Source organism: Micromonospora sp. A200 (assembly GCF_029893845.1).
GTDB lineage: Bacteria > Actinomycetota > Actinomycetes > Mycobacteriales > Micromonosporaceae > Micromonospora > Micromonospora purpureochromogenes.
In genome coordinates this window covers 41,427-57,224 of record NZ_JARXXY010000013.1, presented here as the reverse complement: position 1 = coordinate 57,224, position 15,798 = coordinate 41,427, and the positions used below count along the sequence as shown (strand labels likewise).

Below are 15,798 nucleotides of genomic sequence, written 5' to 3'. Positions count from 1 at the left end.
GAGTCGGTCCGACCCGCGACCCACCCACGGCGGCCGCGAACCTGCCGGCCGGGCATCCCCCGCCTACGCCGGCTGACACCTCCGCGCCCCCCACCGCCCGACCCCGAGCAGCATGATCAGGAGTTCCGGGCCGGCGGATGTGAGACAGCGCAGAGAACGGGTAACCGCGCCTGTCCGACGGACCCGAGGGCAGGGAGCGGCGTGAGGATGGACGAGCGTCACGGCACGGTGGTCATCGGCGCGGGCCCGGCGGGCCTGACCGCCGCGTACGAGCTGCTCAGGCACGGCGCGACGGTACGGGTGTTCGAGGCCGACGACGTGGTCGGCGGGATCAGTCGCACCGTCGAGCGGGACGGCTGGCGCTTCGACATCGGCGGGCACCGGTTCTTCACCAAGGTCGGCCGGGTCGAGGAGTTCTGGCACGAGATCCTGCCCGACGAGGAGTTCCTGCTCCGACCCCGGATGAGCCGCATCTTCTACCGGGGCGCGCTCTACGACTACCCGCTCAACGCCGGCAACGCCCTGCGCAACCTCGGCGTCCGGGAGGCGGCCCGCTGCATGGGCTCGTACGCCCGGGCGCGGCTGCGCCCGCCGAAGGACCAGTCGCACTTCGAGGGCTGGGTGTCGGCGCGCTTCGGCTGGCGGCTCTACTCGATCTTCTTCAAGACCTACACCGAGAAGGTCTGGGGGATGCCGGCCGACCAGTTGCAGGCCGACTGGGCCGCCCAGCGGATCAAGAACCTGTCGCTGGCCCGCGCGGTGCTCAACGCGCTGCTGCCCCGCCGCAACCGCAAGGACGTGACCAGCCTGATCGAGGAGTTCCAGTACCCGAAGTTCGGCCCCGGCATGATGTGGGAGCGCTGCACGGAAGAGGTCCGCAAGCGCGGCGGCGAGGTCAGCACCGGCACCTGGGTGAAGGCCGTGCACCACGAGGGCAGGCGGGCGGTGGCGGTCACCGTCGACGGGCCGGGCGGGGAACGCCGGCTCCCCGTCGACCACGTCATCTCGTCCATGCCGATCTCCGAGCTGGTGGCGGCGGTGCGCCCGGCCGCCCCGCCCGAGGTGCTCGAATGCGCCGCCGACCTGCGCTACCGGGATTTTTTGACCGTGGCGCTGGTGGTGCCGGAGGAGTTCTCCTTCCCGGACAACTGGATCTACGTGCACGACCCGGCGGTGAACGTGGGCCGGATCCAGAACTTCGGCTCCTGGTCGCCGTACCTGGTCAAGGACGGCCGCACCTGCCTGGGCCTGGAGTACTTCGTGTTCGAGGACGACGAGACCTGGCGGACCTCCGACGCCGACCTCATCGCGCGGGCCACCGCCGAGCTGCAGCAGCTCGGCCTGGTGCGGCCCGGCGCGGTGGAGAGCGGGTACGTGGTGCGGATGCCGAAGGCCTACCCGGTGTACGACGACCGCTACCAGCACAACGTCGACACCATCCGGGCGTGGCTGGCGCGGGAGCTGCCCAACGTGCACCCCGTCGGGCGCAACGGGATGCACCGCTACAACAACCAGGACCACTCCATGCTGACCGCCATGCTGACCGCCGAGAACATCGTGCACGGCGCCGGCCACGACGTCTGGACGGTCAACGTCGAGCAGGACTACCACGAGCAGAGCACCGACAAGGGCGGCGACGGGCGGCGGGGCACCGGCCGGGACGCGCCGACCGTGCCGGCACGCACCGTCGCCACGACGACCGCCGACCGCCCTGCGGAGCGTCGACCGACCGGGGTCAACTGAATCGTCAGCAGTCCACCCGGTCGGCGAGCCGGCGAAACACCTCCCGGGTGGGCGAGCCGGGCGCGGCGGTGTAGACGATCAGCCGCTGGTCGGTCTCCGGCACCAGCAGCACCCGGCACTCGAACTCCAGCAGCCCCAGCTCGGCGTGCGTCACCCGCTTCACCACCGGACGACGCTCGGCGACGTCGTGCTCGGCCCAGAGCGCGGCGAACCGGGGCGAGACGCCGAGCAGCTCGGTGACCAGCTCGGCCAGGCCCCGGTCGCCGGGATAGCGGCCATAGGCGGCGCGCAGATCCGCCACCGAGTCACGCACGAAGCGCAGCATCTCCGGGTCGTCCGGACGCGGGGCGGGCTGGCGGAACATCCAGCGGATCATGTTGCGCTCCCCCGCCGACAGGTCCCCGACGAACTGCGCGGCCAGCCGGTTCACGGCCAGCACGTCGTACTTGGCGTCCACCACGTACGCCGGGGTTTCGGTCATCGCGTCGATCAGGTGGCGCAGTCCGGGGGTGACCTCCCGGCTCGGCCCGGGCACCGGCGGCGGGCTCTGGCCGGCCACCCGGAACAGGTACTCCCGCTCGTCGCGGGTGAGCACCAGGGCCCGGGCCAGCGCGGCGAGCACCTGCCGGGACGGGTGCGGCCCCCGGCCCTGCTCCAGCCGCACGTAGTAGTCGACCGACAGCCCGGCGAGCTGGGCGACCTCCTGGCGGCGCAGGCCCGGCGTGCGGCGGCGTACCCCGTCGGGGAGGCCGACGTCGGCGGGGCGCAACCGGGCCCGACGGGTGCGCAGGAAGGTGGCCAGTTCGTCGCGGCGCAACCCGGGTGCGGTCATGCCCCCAGCCTGCCGCACGCGCGGACGCCGAGGGTGGTACCGCCGGTCCCAGTCCCGGCCGGTCTCTCCCGGCCGGCGCGGCCCGCCGGCAGGCTCGACGCCATGACCACGACGAACATCGCCCTGATCACCGGGGCCAACAAGGGAATCGGGTACGCCACGGCACGGGAGCTCGCCGCTCGCGGGATGACCGTGCTGGTCGGCGCGCGGGACGCCGGGCGCGGCCGGGAGGCGGTGGCGGCGCTGCGCGCCGGCGGCGCGGACGCCCACCCGGTGCCGCTGGAGGTGACCGACCCGGCGTCGGTCGCCGCCGCCGCGCGGCACGTCGAGGAAGCGTACGGCCGGCTGGACGTGCTGGTGAACAACGCCGGGATCGCCCGGGCGGACGGGTCGGCGCTGCCCAGCGAGACCACCCTGGCCAACCTGCGTGAGGTGTTCGAGACGAACGTCTTCGCGGTGGTGACGGTGACGAACGCGTTCCTGCCGCTGCTGCGCCGCGCCCCCGCCGCGCGGATCGTCAACGTCTCCAGCGAGGTCGGCTCGATCACCGCGATGACCGACCCGGAGAGCTTCCTCTGGCCGCTGACCTCGGTGCCCTACCCGTCGTCGAAGACGGCGCTGAACATGGTCACCGCCATGTACGCCAAGGAGCTGCGGGACACCCCGATCCTGGTCAACGCCGCGAACCCGGGCTACTGCGCGACGGACCTCAACGGTTCCTCCGGCTACCGCACACCGGCGCAGGGGGCCGAGGTGAGCGTGCACCTGGCGACGCTGCCGGCGGGCGGGCCGAGCGGTCAGCTCTGGGGGCACCTCGCCGCCGACGACTCGTACGGGGTGCTGCCCTGGTGAGCCCTTGACTTCGAGTGCGCTCGAACGTCCAGGGTGGAGGTTCCACGTCGAATGGGAGACCTCATGCGCTACCGCACGATCGGCACGGACCCGCGGACCCGGCGCGAGGTGAGCGTGCTCAGCCTCGGCGCGATGCTCTTCGGCACCGCCACCGACGAAGCCACCTCGTACGCCATCCTCGACCGGTACGTCGAGGCCGGTGGCACCTTCGTCGATACCTCGGACAACTACGCGTTCTGGATGAACGGCGGGCAGGGCGGCGAGAGCGAGGAGCTGCTCGGCCGCTGGCGGCGCAGCCGGGGCGTCGGGGACGAGATCGTCGTCGCCACCAAGCTGGGGGCGCGTCCGCTCACCCCCGGCACCAGCTACACCGACAACGCCGAGGGGCTGTCGGCCAAGGTGATCCGGGAGTCGGCGGAGCGCAGCCGCGAGCGGCTCGGAATGGCGAAGCTGGACCTGCTGTACGCGCACATCGAGGACCGCACGGTGCCGCTGGAGGAGACGGTGGCGGCCTTCGGCGAGCTGGTCGCCGAGGGCGCCGTGGGGCTGCTGGGGGCCAGCAACCACCGGGCGTGGCGGGTGGAGCGGGCCCGCGCGCTGGCCGCCGCCGCCGGCCTGCCCGGGTACGAGGTGCTCCAGTACCACCACACCTACCTCCAGCGCCGCACCGACCTGCCCAGCGAGCTGGACCCGGACGGCGACCCCGGCTCGGTCGGCGGTGACCTGGCCAGCTACCTGCGGGCGGAGCCGGCGCTGACGCTGGTCGCGTACTCGCCGCTGGTGAAGGGCGGCTACACCCGGCCGGACAAGCCGCTGGGCCCGGAGTACGACCTGCCGAGCGCGCCCGGCCGGCTGGCCGCGCTGCGGGAGGTGGCCGCCGAGACGGGCGCGACGGTCAACCAGGTGGTGCTGGCCTGGCTGATGGGCGGCGAGACGCCGTCGATCCCACTGGTCGGCGCCTCCTCGGTGGCCCAGCTCGACGAGAGCCTCGAAGCGGTGGAGCTGGAGCTGACCGCCGCGCAGCGGGAACGGCTGGACGCCGCGCGCTGACCGGCCTCGTCAGGCCTTCAGGTCGAGCCGCCAGTCGTTGGAGCGCATCAGGTGCCCGGGCGGATACTCGAACTCGGTCTCGCCCAGCAGGGTGAACCCGGCCTTGCGGCAGACCGCGTTCGAGGCCGGGTGGTCCACCGACGGGTACGCATGCGCCCACCGGTGCCGGCCGTGGGCGCGGGCCTCGGCCACCACAGCGCGTACGGCGGCGGTGGCCAGGCCCCGCCCCTGGTGCTCGGGGAGGATCGCCCAGCCCATCTCGTAGACCGGCTCGTCGTGCCAGACACGTTCCCAGTAGCCGACGCTGCCGACCTTCACCCCGTCGGGCAGCGCCACGGTGAACATCGAGCCGCTGCGGGGACCGGGCCCCTGCAGGTACCGCTCGTGCCGGGCGAGCACCTCCTCGTCGGTCTCCGGGCCGCCGGTGTGGTGTCGGACCTCCGGCGCGTTGAGGCGACGCAGCAGGTCCAGGTCGTCCTCGTCCCACCGCGCGATGCGCACCTCGGTCATCCGTCTCCCCCGTCCGTTGTGGGCGCTCATTGAAGCAACCCGCACCGACGTTCCGGGGTCACGAGCCGGCTGACGTGCGCGGCCGGCCGGCGGTGCGTGGTGCGGTCGCTCTGGAGCTGATGTCGCAAACGATTCAGCGCGACGATCGGTTCAGGGGGTGGGGTGCTGCCGGGGGACCTGCCGGTTGAAGCGCGGCTTCAGGGCCACCACCAGTGCGTCCTCGTCGGCCTCCGGGTGGTCGCTCTCCCGCCAGCGGACGATGCACCGGCCGAGCCAGCTCGCGATGTCGGCGGCCGACGCCACCGGCCCGGACCGGTCGAGCAGCTGGCCAACCTGGTCGTGCAGCACGGAGGAAGCGCGGCTGCCGGTCAGGTGCTGGCGCAGCCGGTCCTTCAGATTCGAGGTCTGCCCCACATAGATAACCGTGTCGCCGGCGACCACCACGTGCACGCCGGCGGCGCGGGGCGCATCCGCGACAACATCCATCGTGTACGGGCGGGAAACGGTGAAGCCCGTCAGCAGGTCCTCATGGGTGATCTCGGTCATCCCCGGACGGTACCGAGGCGGGGCCACGGTCGGCAGCCTCGGCGAAAGTTCGCGGGGACGCCGCAGGTCTCTTCATGCATCGGGCCGCCACGTCTTCGTGCAGGCGAGCCGGACCAGCCAGCGGGCGATCCGGCAGAACACGAGGTCCACACGCGGGTAATCTCACCCCAAGCCGCACCCCGGGGTGACGTGGTCGGAGACGGTACGGGCGAGTTGTCGAACCGTCTCGCTGCCGCTGCGGAACGGGCCGGTGGTGAGGAACGCGACGGCTGTCTCCGCGCCCGGGGTGAGGCAGTAGCCGACGTCGTGGGAGGCGTCGGTATCGTCGCCGGTCTTGTGCGCGAGGGGGGTACCGGGCGGCAGGGCGGCGGGGATCTTGGAGTTGCGGGTCTGGTTGCGCATGAAGCCGATCATCAGGTCACGGGACGGCTCGGTGAGGATCCTGGCGTCCCAGACCGCGCCGAGCAGCGAGATGACGTCGTCCGGGCTGGTGTAGTTCTCCTTGCCGGGGTCGGCGCCGCCGTCGAAGAGCTTGTGGGCCAGGACGGTGTCGCGCTGGTTCATCGAGTCGATCAGGGCGTTGACGGGCGCGAACCCGCCGAGCTGGTCGATCAGCACGTTGGCGGCGGTGTTGTCGCTGTACTCGATCATGTATTCGGCCAGCCGGTGAGTGGTCACGAGCTGCGGGATCGGCTCGGACTTCAGCTTGCCCGCGCCGCCGACCACGTCGGCGCGAGTGACCCGCACCCCCCGGTCGAGCGACAGCTGCCCGCAGTCGACCCGGCGCAGCAGCTCGACCAGGATCCACAGCTTGATCACGCTGGCCGCCTTCGGCCGGAACGTGCCGTTGACCGCGATCTGCTGGTTGCCGTACCGGCCGGAGAGGTCGCGCACGGTGACGCCGGCCCGGTTGTCGGTCGCGGCGGCCACGACCCGGGCGAGCTGCCCGGTCAGCGGGGGCAGCCGGCGGCCGGCGGCGGGGTCGGTGGGCGGCTGCGGGTCGGTGACCACCTCGCCGACCAGCCGGTGGGGTTGCTGATGTGGGCGGACCACTTCGACAAAGCCCCGGGTGCGGCCGACCAGTGGCACCCGGTAGGTGTAGGTCTTGCCTGCGGCGGTGACCAGGCCGCTCGCCGTGCCGCCGGCGACCCGCATCCTCGGGTCGGCGATCCGGCCGGTGTCGCCGTCGCAGGCCCGGTAGCGGACGGTGCGGTCGGCCGTGTCGACCGAGAAGACCCCGCTGGGGAAGGCCAGCCACGCCGCAGCGCTGCCCGGCGCCCGCACCGGCCCCCACGCGGGCGCCGGCCCGCTGCCGTCCACCGGGGTCGGCTCCAACGTGCCGAGCAGCGCGAGTAACGCGACGGCCCCGACCGCCGTCCATCGCCGCCTCTTCGGTGGTACGCGAACAGCCCCCTCCCGTGACCGCGAAGACGAGTGCCCGGGTCGCATCTTCGTCATTTCCGTACGATATGTAGCTCGCCATCCCGCCGGCGGCGGCGGTGCCGGTGTCACCCGTCCGGACCGAGGAGTTCCAGGAACGGGCCGGGGCGCTGGACCAGGCTACGTCGCGCCCAGGCGCGAGAGCATCGTCTGGTTCGCGGCCCAGCCGTCCGGGAACTTGACCGGAACGTCGAGGTGCACCGATTCCGTCGACGGATGGCCGTCCAGCAGCTCGCCGATACCCGCCCGCGCCACCACGATGCAGGCGTGCCGGTGCCGGGACGCCAACACGCAGAGCCGCCCCGACTCTAGGTGGAAGGCCGTGGCGTCCCGCCGCCCCGACAGCGGGTGCAGCACGATCGTCACGTCGTACTCGCGGCCCTGGAGCCGGTTGGCGGTGTCGACGGTGACGCCCGCCCCGGCCTCGCCGAGGTGGGCGCGGATGGCCGCGACCTGGTCGCGGTGCGCGGCCCCGACTGCGATCCGGTCGGCGGTGACCGGCGCGCCGGCCGGCGCGTGCTCGGAGACGGCGACCGCGCCGCGTTGCAACACGCGCAGCGCCAGCGCGGCGCACGCCGAGGCCGCCTCCGCGTCGGTGCGCAGGGTGTGCCGGGCCGGCAGTTCGTGCAGCGCCCACCCGGTGGTGGCGGCAAACTCGACGGCCGCGTCGAGCGCATCGCCCGGTCCGGATTCGGTGAACGACAGCGCCCGGTCGCCCGCGCCGGTGCCGGCGCGGAAGCCGGTGAACGGGTAGAACGCCGCCGCGACCACTGGTGCCGCGGAGGCAGGTAGCCGCCACGAGACGGGCAGGCGGTGGACGGGCAGCTCGGGGTTGTGCCGCAGCAGCACCGCCACCGCCGACTGCATGGGGTCCCAGGTCAGGCCGGTCCAGCGCGCGGTGTCGACGGTGGAGAACGGGTCGAGCTGGCCGGGATCGCCCACGAACAGCGCCCGCTCGAACCGGGCGGCCACGCGCAGCAGGGCGTCCGACCGCATCTGGTACGCCTCGTCGACGATCGCCCACGGCCAGGAGCCCTCGGTGACCGTGGCCCACTTCGCGGCCGTACCGATGATGACGGCCGGGCCGCCGAGGTCGGCGACCTTGGCGGCGACCTTGACCGTCTCGTGCTCCTTCACCCGGTCGGACGGTCGGTAGTCGGCGGCGGAAAGGCGGCCGATGCGCACCTCGGGGGCCTTGCGGGCGAGGCGGTCGATGAGGTCGTCGACCTGCTCGTTGGTCTGCGCGATGATGATCAGCGGCTCGCCGGCGGTGGCGAGTTCGGCGGCGGCGCGGACGACGAGGGTGGACTTGCCGGCGCCGGGCGGGGAGTCGACGACCACGCCGCGGTGGTCGCCGGAGCGAAGGTCGGCCAGCACGGCGGTGATCACCCGCTCCGCTTCGACGGCGGGCGGCACCTCCAGCCCAGCAAGCATCGAGCACACCTCCCGACAAGGGTCTCCGGGACCCTACCGGCAATCCTCCGGCTACCTCACGCCCGCTCCTGTTCTCGGCACGGCGCCGTCCGGGGCTCCACGGCGGCTGACCCCGCCCGTTGCCGCCGCCCCGCCGTGAGAATGCCGGAAGCGGGCACTGACCTGCAGGAGCGGGCACTAGCGTGGGCGTAGGCGAGTAGGTACGGCACCTCCGCCCGGTAGCCGGCCATGTCGATCATGGGGGTGTCCATGCGCGGGCCGAGACGTGGTCCGGTCTGGGCGGCCCAGCTGTGGTTACGCCAGCGCCGGCGCAGGTGGCGGACCCGACGGGAACGCCAGGCCGAACGGAGCCGCCGCCGGCGGACGGACGAGCGGTCCGACCACCGGATGAGCTGGCGGCACCATCGCGGGCTGCGGTGGGCGATCGTCGGCACCGCCGGGGTGCTCGTGGTGTGGACCCTCTTCTCCCTGGTCCTGACGGTCCTCAACACCGAGCCCGGTTTCCTGCCGATGTCGAAGTGGTGCGCGGCGCAAGCGCCCCGGTCGTACTACTGCGGGCAGGTGGAGGGCTTCGTCAAGGGCCCGCTGATCCTGGCGCTGGGCCTGGCGGTCTTCCTGTTCTGGCGGTACGTCCCGGTCCGTCGCTGGTACGACCGCAACGCCCTGCGCAACCTCCGGATGGTGCTACCCACCGCCGAACGCGACACCAGCGCCAGCTGTGTCGTCGGCCGGGACGAACTGTGCGAACTCATGATCCAGCGGCTCCGGAACGAACCAACCCGGCGCCCGCTGCTGCTGGTGGGAGGCATCGGCACCGGCAAGACCGCCACGCTGGTCCGGCTCGCGGAGATGCTGATGGCCACCGACGTCGTACCGATCGGGATCGACCTGCGAAGCGTCACGGACCCGGAGAAGCTGAACTTCCACCAGCTCGCCCTCGACCAGTTCACCCGCACCATCGACACCCAGTTGCACTCCGCCGGCGAGGCCGACAAGGTGTGGCGGCGGCTCTGGCTGGAAAACCGCATCGTGGTGCTCGCCGACGGCCTGGAGGAGGTCCTCGCCGACTCCGCCCAGCCCGCCGACCGGGACAGCGTGCTCCGCGAGGCCGTCCGGGGCGCGGTCCGCGAGCGGCTCCCCCTGGTGGTCGCGTCGCGGCCCGACGACCCGCTGCGTGGGCTGGACGCGCTGCTGCTGCAACTGGAGCCGCTCTCCCAGGGAGCCGCGTTGGAGTACGTGCAGGCCCGCAGCCGCCGCTCCGACGCCGGTCACCAGTGGGACCGGATCACCGGACTCGTCACGGCCGCCGACGTCGCCGACTCGCCGTTCTTCCTGCGGGTCATCAGCCAGCTCCACGAGGTGGACCGCCTGAACCGGGTCGGGCCGACGGACCAGGGCAGATCCGCGATGCGCTGGTCTCTGCTGGAGGAGTGGTGGGCCGCCATCGTCGCCGGGGACCTCTACGAGGACTATGGCATGCCGCAGATCGAGCGGTCCGACGCGATCGAGGTGCTTTCCGCGCTCGCCTGTATCGGACTGCGCGACAACCGGCTGTCGGTCCGTACCAGCGAACTCACCGGCGGCAACGGCGCGAAGGACGCCGGCCGCCAGTGGATCCTGGCCGAGCTCCGGGCCCGGCTGCACAAGCTCAGCGCCGACAACCCGCAGGACCTCGGGCTCGCCGAGACCACCGGGGACGCGCTGCACATCGTGGTGAAGCGGCAGGACGGGGTCCGTTTCCAGCACGGGGTGATCCAGGCATACCTCGGCTCCCGCTACCTCACCGCCGCCCTGCGCGACGACGACTTCCTGCAGCATGCCTTCACCCGCAACCACGGCCCCGGACGGGAACTGCTCTCCGCCCTCACGCTCTACACCCGCAGCGCGGGCGCGTTCGAACGGCTGGACGGGCGGCGGAAGCCACCCGTGCGGCGCGGGACCCTGCTCCGCCTCGGCGACGCCGTCCGGCAGACGGGGGGACTGTCCGTGACTGCCGGGGACGCGAAGGCCACCCGGGCCCGGTCGGTCGCTCTCGTACACCGGCTCTGCGACGCGGCGATCCGGACGCCCAACCGCACCCGGGCCCTGGAGATGTTCGGCGCCGCGCTGGAGATGGACGCCGCCAGCGGGCACACGACCCACAAGAAACTGGCCGACGCCATCCGCCAGGCCTGGCCGCAGTACCAGGGGGACGGCTCCGTCACCGACCGCCCCCTCGAGGACGCCAAGATCGCCCTCGTGCACCGGTACGGCGACGCCGCGCGGCAGCTGCGGGACCGACCCCCGGAACCCGCCGGACTGCGGGGACAGCAACCGACCCCGCAGTACCGGCAGCTGTTCCAGATGATGGCGTACGAGACGTCGTACCTGCCCCGACTGACCGCGGCCCGCCAGATAGCCAGCGGCGGCAACGCGGCCGTCCGCGCGCTGCGCGACCTCCTCGACCAGCCACCGCAGGCGGCCAACACGCAGGGCCGGGAGCGCCTGGAGGAGCTGCGGACCTGGATCGCGCCGTCGCTGTTCCTCTTCGCCGACGCCGCACCCGGCCCCGGCGAGCCGGACTGGCAGGGAGTAGCCCGGGAGACCCTGCGGCGCTGGGTCGACCGCCTGGCCACCGACTTCCGCGAGGGGGCTCGCGTCTACGAACTCACCCTGGCGCAGGGATTCCGGCTGGCGGCCAACTGCCGAACGTACCCGGCGCACCGCAGTGTGCTGATCGAGGAAGCCGAGAAGGCGCTGCGGCACTCCCGGTTCTGGTACTCCCACCTGGTGCTCATCCAGGCGCTCACCCTGCTCGCCCTTCCCCAGGATCCCGGGGAGACGCTGCGCGAGCGGGGTCACGGTTCGGACCCGCGCGGGCTGGTCGGCTTCTGGACCTCCATCGCCGGGGGTGGAAACCCCGCCCCGCAGCCCGGCAGCGGTACCGCCCACCCGCTCGTCCTGGAGGTCGCGGACCTGTGCGTCGAGGCGCTCATCGACCGCCATCCCGAGCGGCACTGCTGGCTGGACGAGCGGGAGATCGTCGGGCGGGTCGGGTCGGTCAGCCCCCAGCCGGGCATTCGCCGGCTCCAGAGATCCTGGCTGCCGCCCTCGCACGGCTGGGCCGTCCTGGAACCGCGGGCCCAACGGCTGCTGGCCGACGTGATGCTGCTGCTCAACCTCGCCGACCGGGGACGGGACAACGACCAGCGCGCGCGCCGGCTCAGCCGGGCCAGCCGCGCCGAGCTGCCGCCGTGCCTCACCATCGACCGCAGCGCCATGCGGGTCACCCTGAGCCGCCGCCAGGCCCACGACGTGCAACCGGGGGCCACGTGCATCGACGACTGCCCGTTCCGGCTGTGCCCGCTGCCGCCGAAGGGGGACGAGTTGCCGTACCAGATGGACGAGGCGTTCTGCGCCCACCAGGTCGACCTCGTCGGGCGCTGGCTGCGGTCCCCGGGGCGGGCGGACTGGCAGGCGGTCAACCGGAACGATTTGCGGACGTTCTGGCGGGAGATGTCCGAGCGGATGGCCCCCGCCTGGCGGAAGTGACCAGAAGCGGCGGGCAGGCCGGCCACGACCGGTCGACGGTCAGCCATCCTCCGCAGTAGCGCGGTCGCAGCCGTCGACGGGCTGGCCCGAGAGCACCGACAGCACCCCGGCCAGGGCATCGACCTCTGTGCAGAAGGCGCGGATGATCGACAGGTGCAGGTGCCAGAGATGGCTCGTGTCCCGGCCCGGGTCGGGGCCGGCATCGGCACCGACGCCCAGCGGACAGCCGCCCATGAGGACGTAGCAGTACACGACGCTCCCGTCCTTCGTGCCAATGAATTCGCGCAACACCGGCCCATCGGGGGTGTAGAGGCGCGGATCACGGGCGCGTGCGGCGTCGTCGAGGCGCTTGGTGTACTTCATCATGGCGGCGGTCGACATGGTCAGGTCGATCGCGCTGGCCTTGTCGCCCGGACCCCGCTTGTCGGCAGCCACGTCGCGGCCGGTGGAGTAGTCGGTGCTGGGCAGCCTGTCGCGGTAGGAGTGGTAGCCGGGCTTGACCGCGTAGACGCCCCCGAGCAGGACGGTGGGCTCGAGGGCCTTGAAGCCGAGCCAGAACCGCCAGATCGCGTCGGTGATCCGCTGCGGGTCCGGGTTGCCCGCCCCATCCGCCATCCCCGCGTCCGGCAGGGCCATCACGTCCCAACCCTCGCTCAGCGCCGTGGTGACGGCGCGGTCGGGGTCGAGCTGGCGGGCTTGCTGATCGCGTACGTGGAACTCGCCCTCGCGACGGTCGTAGAGCCACGCCCGGCCGGTGGGCCGGTCAGCCACCAGCACCCCGTCGGGGCAGCGGACGGTGATGGTGTGGCCGTCCAGCGGCCCACCAACGCAGGTGCCCTCGTACACCCTAGGTCTCCTTTCAGGATGCGGGAACGCACACCGCGCCCCCGCGGGTGCTGATGGTCGGATCGGCCGAGTCCTGCTGGGGCCCCTGCCGAGGTGTCTCGCCGCCGCCCGCCTGAACCGCGCCGGTCAGAAGACTGGGCCACCGGTAGCGGGCCCGAGGTGGAGATCGCCGTGCGGATCGAGGTTGGCTCGTAGCCGTACTCGACCGCCGCCGCTGGCATCCACGCGGAGGACCGCTGCCGCACCGCGTGCCCGGACCTCGACGGCGGGCGAGCCGGAGGCGGGCGCGGTTACCCGCACGACGTCGGCGATGCCCACCGACCAGTTGGTCGAGACGTTGTCTTGCCGCCAGAGCTCCTGCCCATCGACGAGAACCGTGACATCGTCGTCGGTAAATCCCTCGCCGAGCTCGATCTCCACCTCGCTCGGCCCATTCATCGAGGCCGTCATGGGTGACACCCCACTTTCATCCGCCGGCCGTCCCGCCGGGGGCATGGGGAAGCCGGGTGGGGGCGTCTTCCATCCTCCCCCCGTGACGGCCGAGAGCCCCATCACGCGCCGGGCGTCTCGGTCTGGATCGACTCCAGCACGGCGGCGGGGGCGTTCTTCTCACGCGCCAGCCCGAGAGCTTCCTGGCGCAGCGACCGGGCACCGAACTGGTCGTCCTCCGCGGCGTGCTGGTTGGCCAGGTAGGCCAGGGCTTGGAACACCGTGAGGTCGTCGAGGCCCTCGGTGCCGCGGGAGGCGTCAACCGCCTCGCGCAGCAACGTATCGGCCTCCTGGAGATTCCGGTTGCGGATGCCCACCGACCCGTCGGGCCGTACGCCCGTGAACAGGCGTGCCGCACTCATCCCGAGGGCGAGTCGCGCGTAGACGGCGTTCGAGTGGTCGGCGTACTCGGTCTGGATCGTCCGCAGGGCCTCGGTGCCCTCGCGCAGGTAGCCCGAGTCGCTGCCGAGCAGGGTGAGCACCATGCCGGTCTGGTCCTTGAGCATCAGGTCGGCCACCCGCTCGTCCCGGTCGTCGTGGGGCCCGCCGATCCGCACCTTGGCGATGTTGGACAGCACGATTGTGCCCTCTGGGGCGACGTAGGAGACGCGGATCCGGTAAGTCCCCACGTCCTCGAAGATCTGCCCCACCACCGCGTCGTATCCGATGTAGGCGCTGACCGGGTAGACCTGCTCTCGCCCGCCGGGTACAAGGTCGGGCACCGCGCAGTGGCGGACCGGCGGGCGGTGCACGACCACGTCGCCGCGCGGCCGGCCGATCACGACCTCGACGAAGCCGTACTTCGGGTGGAGCTGCTCGGGCCGGTGCACGAACTGCTGCCGATCGACGGCGAGCTCAATGGTCAGCACGACCGGCGTGCCCAGGATCGGCCGCTCGGGGGAAGTCGAGATGCGCAGCCTCAGCCCGCTGCGGTCCAACACCGGGTCGGAGAACGCGTCGGCTACTTTCAGTGCGGCGTCGGTGCCGAACGGGTTCCCGCCCATGACGATGGCGTCGCGGAACCCGTGCCGCAGGTGCGCCAGCTCAAGATCGTCGAACTGAAACGGGAACGCCTCCCAGAACGCCGCCTCGCCGCCTGGCGCCCCGCTACCGGGCTCATAGTTGCGGGGGTAGTTCATCCAGGACAGTGCGTCCAAGCGGTTGGGCATGGGCGGGGTCATGTGCGACTTGTGGAAGGAATGGAACAGGTTGAAGCAGTGGCCCAACTCGTGGACGTTGACGTACAGCTGGTTGCGCAGATCCACCGCCGACCCGGACGAGATTCTCTGGTAGAAACTGGCACACCCCTGCCGTTGCGGTCCCTTCCGGTCGAACATTATGCCGCGCAGGTCCGTGCCGAACTCGTGCGCATTCGCGTGCAGCAGCCACGCCTTGAACTGCGGCCGGTCGGCCCAGCGCGAAAAGTGGGCCTCCATCGCGTGGTGCAGGCTGTCATCCGTCCACACCCCGCCGGCCGGCGCCGGTACGACATTCCCCGCCCCGGTGTCGAGCATCTGGATGCCAGCTTCCCGGTATGCCGCACCGACGGTGAGCAACCGGCCCGGGCCGCCGCTGGGCAGCGACGACGTGTCGTACGAGTTGAACGCGGTGACCCCCTGGTCGAAGTCCTGCTCGAGTTCCACCGTGCGGTAGGCAGACGACGCGAAGGCGCACACGTAGGTGGCGCCCTGGGCGCCGCTCGGCGTGGACCACGTGATGGTGGCCGGCGCGGACGGCTGGGACGGCGACCGGCGACCCACAGTCACGGTGGCGACCGTGTAGGTGCTCAACCACGTGGTACGGGCGGTACCCACAATGATGATCTTCGTCGGCGTCCGCGTGACTGTCACCGCGTCCACGGTCCACGAACCGTAGTAGGTGGTCGTCCCGCCGACCACCGAGTAGTAGTCCCCGCTCAGCCGGCCCAGCGGTCGGCTGCCGTCGACATCCACCCGCAGCTCAAGCTGGAAGCCGATCGCGGGCGATCGGTAGCGGCCGCTCACCGTGCCCAGGCGGGTGGCGAAGACCCCCGGTACCGGTGTCGGTGGGGCCGCTGGCGGTGCGGCCTGCGGTGCCGCCCTCCCCCCGTCCCGCGCAGCCGGCTCCGCGGTGGCCATATACGCCGCCGTCGTCTCCATCGTCGCCGCCCCGGCCCTCGGTGCGCTCGGATCCATTCCCGGCGCGAACCCAGCCGACTCGAACGCGTATCCGCCTGCCTGGACCTCCGCCAGGACGTGCACCTCCGTGTCGATGCCGCCGTCGAGCCCGAGAACCGGCACGCCGGCGTTCGGTTCGGTGATGGTCATGCCTACTCAACCCTTCAACGAGGAGAACGTAGCGATTCTGTCACGCTGCGTAGTTGCCTTTGTCGTGAACGCGCGACATCGCCTCCCTCGACCGCCAGGTACATGGCGCCGGCCCTACGCGGCGCAACGGCGAGCTCAGCCGGGAGTCACGGAAGGACCAAGATGGCGCTCACCGGCATCCCGCCGATCCTCAAGGCGGGTTCGCACCAGGGTGCGTGA

The 15,798-nt window shown here is 72.1% G+C and carries 12 protein-coding genes; 4 read left to right on the top strand and 8 right to left on the bottom strand.

What is annotated here, in order from left to right:
* Nucleotides 1-207 precede the first annotated feature (207 nt).
* Nucleotides 208-1,743: an NAD(P)/FAD-dependent oxidoreductase gene (locus M2302_RS14650; RefSeq protein ID WP_280838453.1), complete on the top strand. Its 1,536-nt coding sequence runs from the start codon at nt 208-210 to the stop codon at nt 1,741-1,743.
* 4 nt (nt 1,744-1,747) lie between these two features.
* Here the strand turns inward: M2302_RS14650 and M2302_RS14645 are convergent, their stop codons facing one another.
* Nucleotides 1,748-2,575: a helix-turn-helix transcriptional regulator gene (locus M2302_RS14645; RefSeq protein WP_280838452.1), complete on the bottom strand. Its 828-nt coding sequence runs from the start codon at nt 2,573-2,575 to the stop codon at nt 1,748-1,750.
* A gap of 102 nt (nt 2,576-2,677) precedes the next feature.
* Between M2302_RS14645 and M2302_RS14640 the strand changes: the two genes are divergently transcribed.
* Together M2302_RS14640 and M2302_RS14635 are read left to right on the top strand one after the other, a co-directional pair.
* Entirely contained in the window at nt 2,678-3,427 is a 750-nt protein-coding gene (locus M2302_RS14640) for an SDR family oxidoreductase (RefSeq protein WP_280838451.1), read from the top strand.
* A gap of 63 nt (nt 3,428-3,490) precedes the next feature.
* The gene (locus tag M2302_RS14635) at nt 3,491-4,477 is read left to right on the top strand and encodes an aldo/keto reductase (protein WP_280838450.1); all 987 of its coding nucleotides are present in this window, start codon (nt 3,491-3,493) and stop codon (nt 4,475-4,477) included.
* Between the two features lie 9 nt (nt 4,478-4,486).
* Here the strand turns inward: M2302_RS14635 and M2302_RS14630 are convergent, their stop codons facing one another.
* From M2302_RS14630 to M2302_RS14615, 4 genes are all read right to left on the bottom strand, one after another.
* On the bottom strand, nt 4,487-4,987 hold the full coding sequence (locus M2302_RS14630; RefSeq protein ID WP_280838449.1) for a GNAT family N-acetyltransferase: 501 nt from the start codon (nt 4,985-4,987) through the stop codon (nt 4,487-4,489).
* Between the two features lie 150 nt (nt 4,988-5,137).
* On the bottom strand, nt 5,138-5,533 hold the full coding sequence (locus tag M2302_RS14625; RefSeq protein ID WP_280838448.1) for a GIY-YIG nuclease family protein: 396 nt from the start codon (nt 5,531-5,533) through the stop codon (nt 5,138-5,140).
* 162 nt (nt 5,534-5,695) lie between these two features.
* A complete protein-coding gene (locus M2302_RS14620) occupies nt 5,696-6,853 on the bottom strand; it encodes a class A beta-lactamase-related serine hydrolase (protein ID WP_280838447.1) in 1,158 nt (385 codons plus the stop codon).
* A 240-nt stretch (nt 6,854-7,093) separates the two neighbouring features.
* Nucleotides 7,094-8,407 (bottom strand): AAA family ATPase, encoded by a 1,314-nt coding sequence (locus M2302_RS14615; protein WP_280838446.1) that lies wholly within the window; start codon nt 8,405-8,407, stop codon nt 7,094-7,096.
* Between the two features lie 249 nt (nt 8,408-8,656).
* Here M2302_RS14615 and M2302_RS14610 point away from each other — a divergent pair, with 249 nt between their 5' ends.
* Nucleotides 8,657-11,938, top strand: a complete 3,282-nt coding sequence (locus tag M2302_RS14610) for an NACHT domain-containing protein (RefSeq protein WP_280838445.1) — start codon at nt 8,657-8,659, stop codon at nt 11,936-11,938.
* 39 nt (nt 11,939-11,977) lie between these two features.
* On the opposite strand, the gene M2302_RS14605 is transcribed toward M2302_RS14610, so the two are convergent.
* The 3 genes from M2302_RS14605 to M2302_RS14595 all read right to left on the bottom strand — a co-directional run bounded on the left by M2302_RS14605 (nt 11,978) and on the right by M2302_RS14595 (nt 15,579).
* Complete coding sequence (locus M2302_RS14605; RefSeq protein ID WP_280838444.1) at nt 11,978-12,784, bottom strand: hypothetical protein; 807 nt, start codon at nt 12,782-12,784, stop codon at nt 11,978-11,980.
* Between the two features lie 126 nt (nt 12,785-12,910).
* Complete coding sequence (locus M2302_RS14600; RefSeq protein ID WP_280838443.1) at nt 12,911-13,234, bottom strand: hypothetical protein; 324 nt, start codon at nt 13,232-13,234, stop codon at nt 12,911-12,913.
* Nucleotides 13,235-13,335: 101 nt separating this feature from the next.
* Nucleotides 13,336-15,579: a hypothetical protein gene (locus M2302_RS14595; protein WP_280838442.1), complete on the bottom strand. Its 2,244-nt coding sequence runs from the start codon at nt 15,577-15,579 to the stop codon at nt 13,336-13,338.
* Nucleotides 15,580-15,798 lie beyond the last annotated feature (219 nt).

What these genes read in the sequence shown, in the direction of transcription:
- M2302_RS14650 (WP_280838453.1), top strand. Translation starts at nt 208, where the DNA reads ATGGACGAGCGTCACGGCACGGTGGTCATCGGCGCGGGCCCGGCGGGC.
- M2302_RS14645 (WP_280838452.1), bottom strand. Translation starts at nt 2,575, where the DNA reads ATGACCGCACCCGGGTTGCGCCGCGACGAACTGGCCACCTTCCTGCGC.
- M2302_RS14640 (WP_280838451.1), top strand. Translation starts at nt 2,678, where the DNA reads ATGACCACGACGAACATCGCCCTGATCACCGGGGCCAACAAGGGAATC.
- M2302_RS14635 (WP_280838450.1), top strand. Translation starts at nt 3,491, where the DNA reads ATGCGCTACCGCACGATCGGCACGGACCCGCGGACCCGGCGCGAGGTG.
- M2302_RS14630 (WP_280838449.1), bottom strand. Translation starts at nt 4,987, where the DNA reads ATGACCGAGGTGCGCATCGCGCGGTGGGACGAGGACGACCTGGACCTG.
- M2302_RS14625 (WP_280838448.1), bottom strand. Translation starts at nt 5,533, where the DNA reads ATGACCGAGATCACCCATGAGGACCTGCTGACGGGCTTCACCGTTTCC.
- M2302_RS14615 (WP_280838446.1), bottom strand. Translation starts at nt 8,407, where the DNA reads ATGCTTGCTGGGCTGGAGGTGCCGCCCGCCGTCGAAGCGGAGCGGGTG.
- M2302_RS14610 (WP_280838445.1), top strand. Translation starts at nt 8,657, where the DNA reads ATGCGCGGGCCGAGACGTGGTCCGGTCTGGGCGGCCCAGCTGTGGTTA.
- M2302_RS14600 (WP_280838443.1), bottom strand. Translation starts at nt 13,234, where the DNA reads ATGACGGCCTCGATGAATGGGCCGAGCGAGGTGGAGATCGAGCTCGGC.
- M2302_RS14595 (WP_280838442.1), bottom strand. Translation starts at nt 15,579, where the DNA reads ATGACCATCACCGAACCGAACGCCGGCGTGCCGGTTCTCGGGCTCGAC.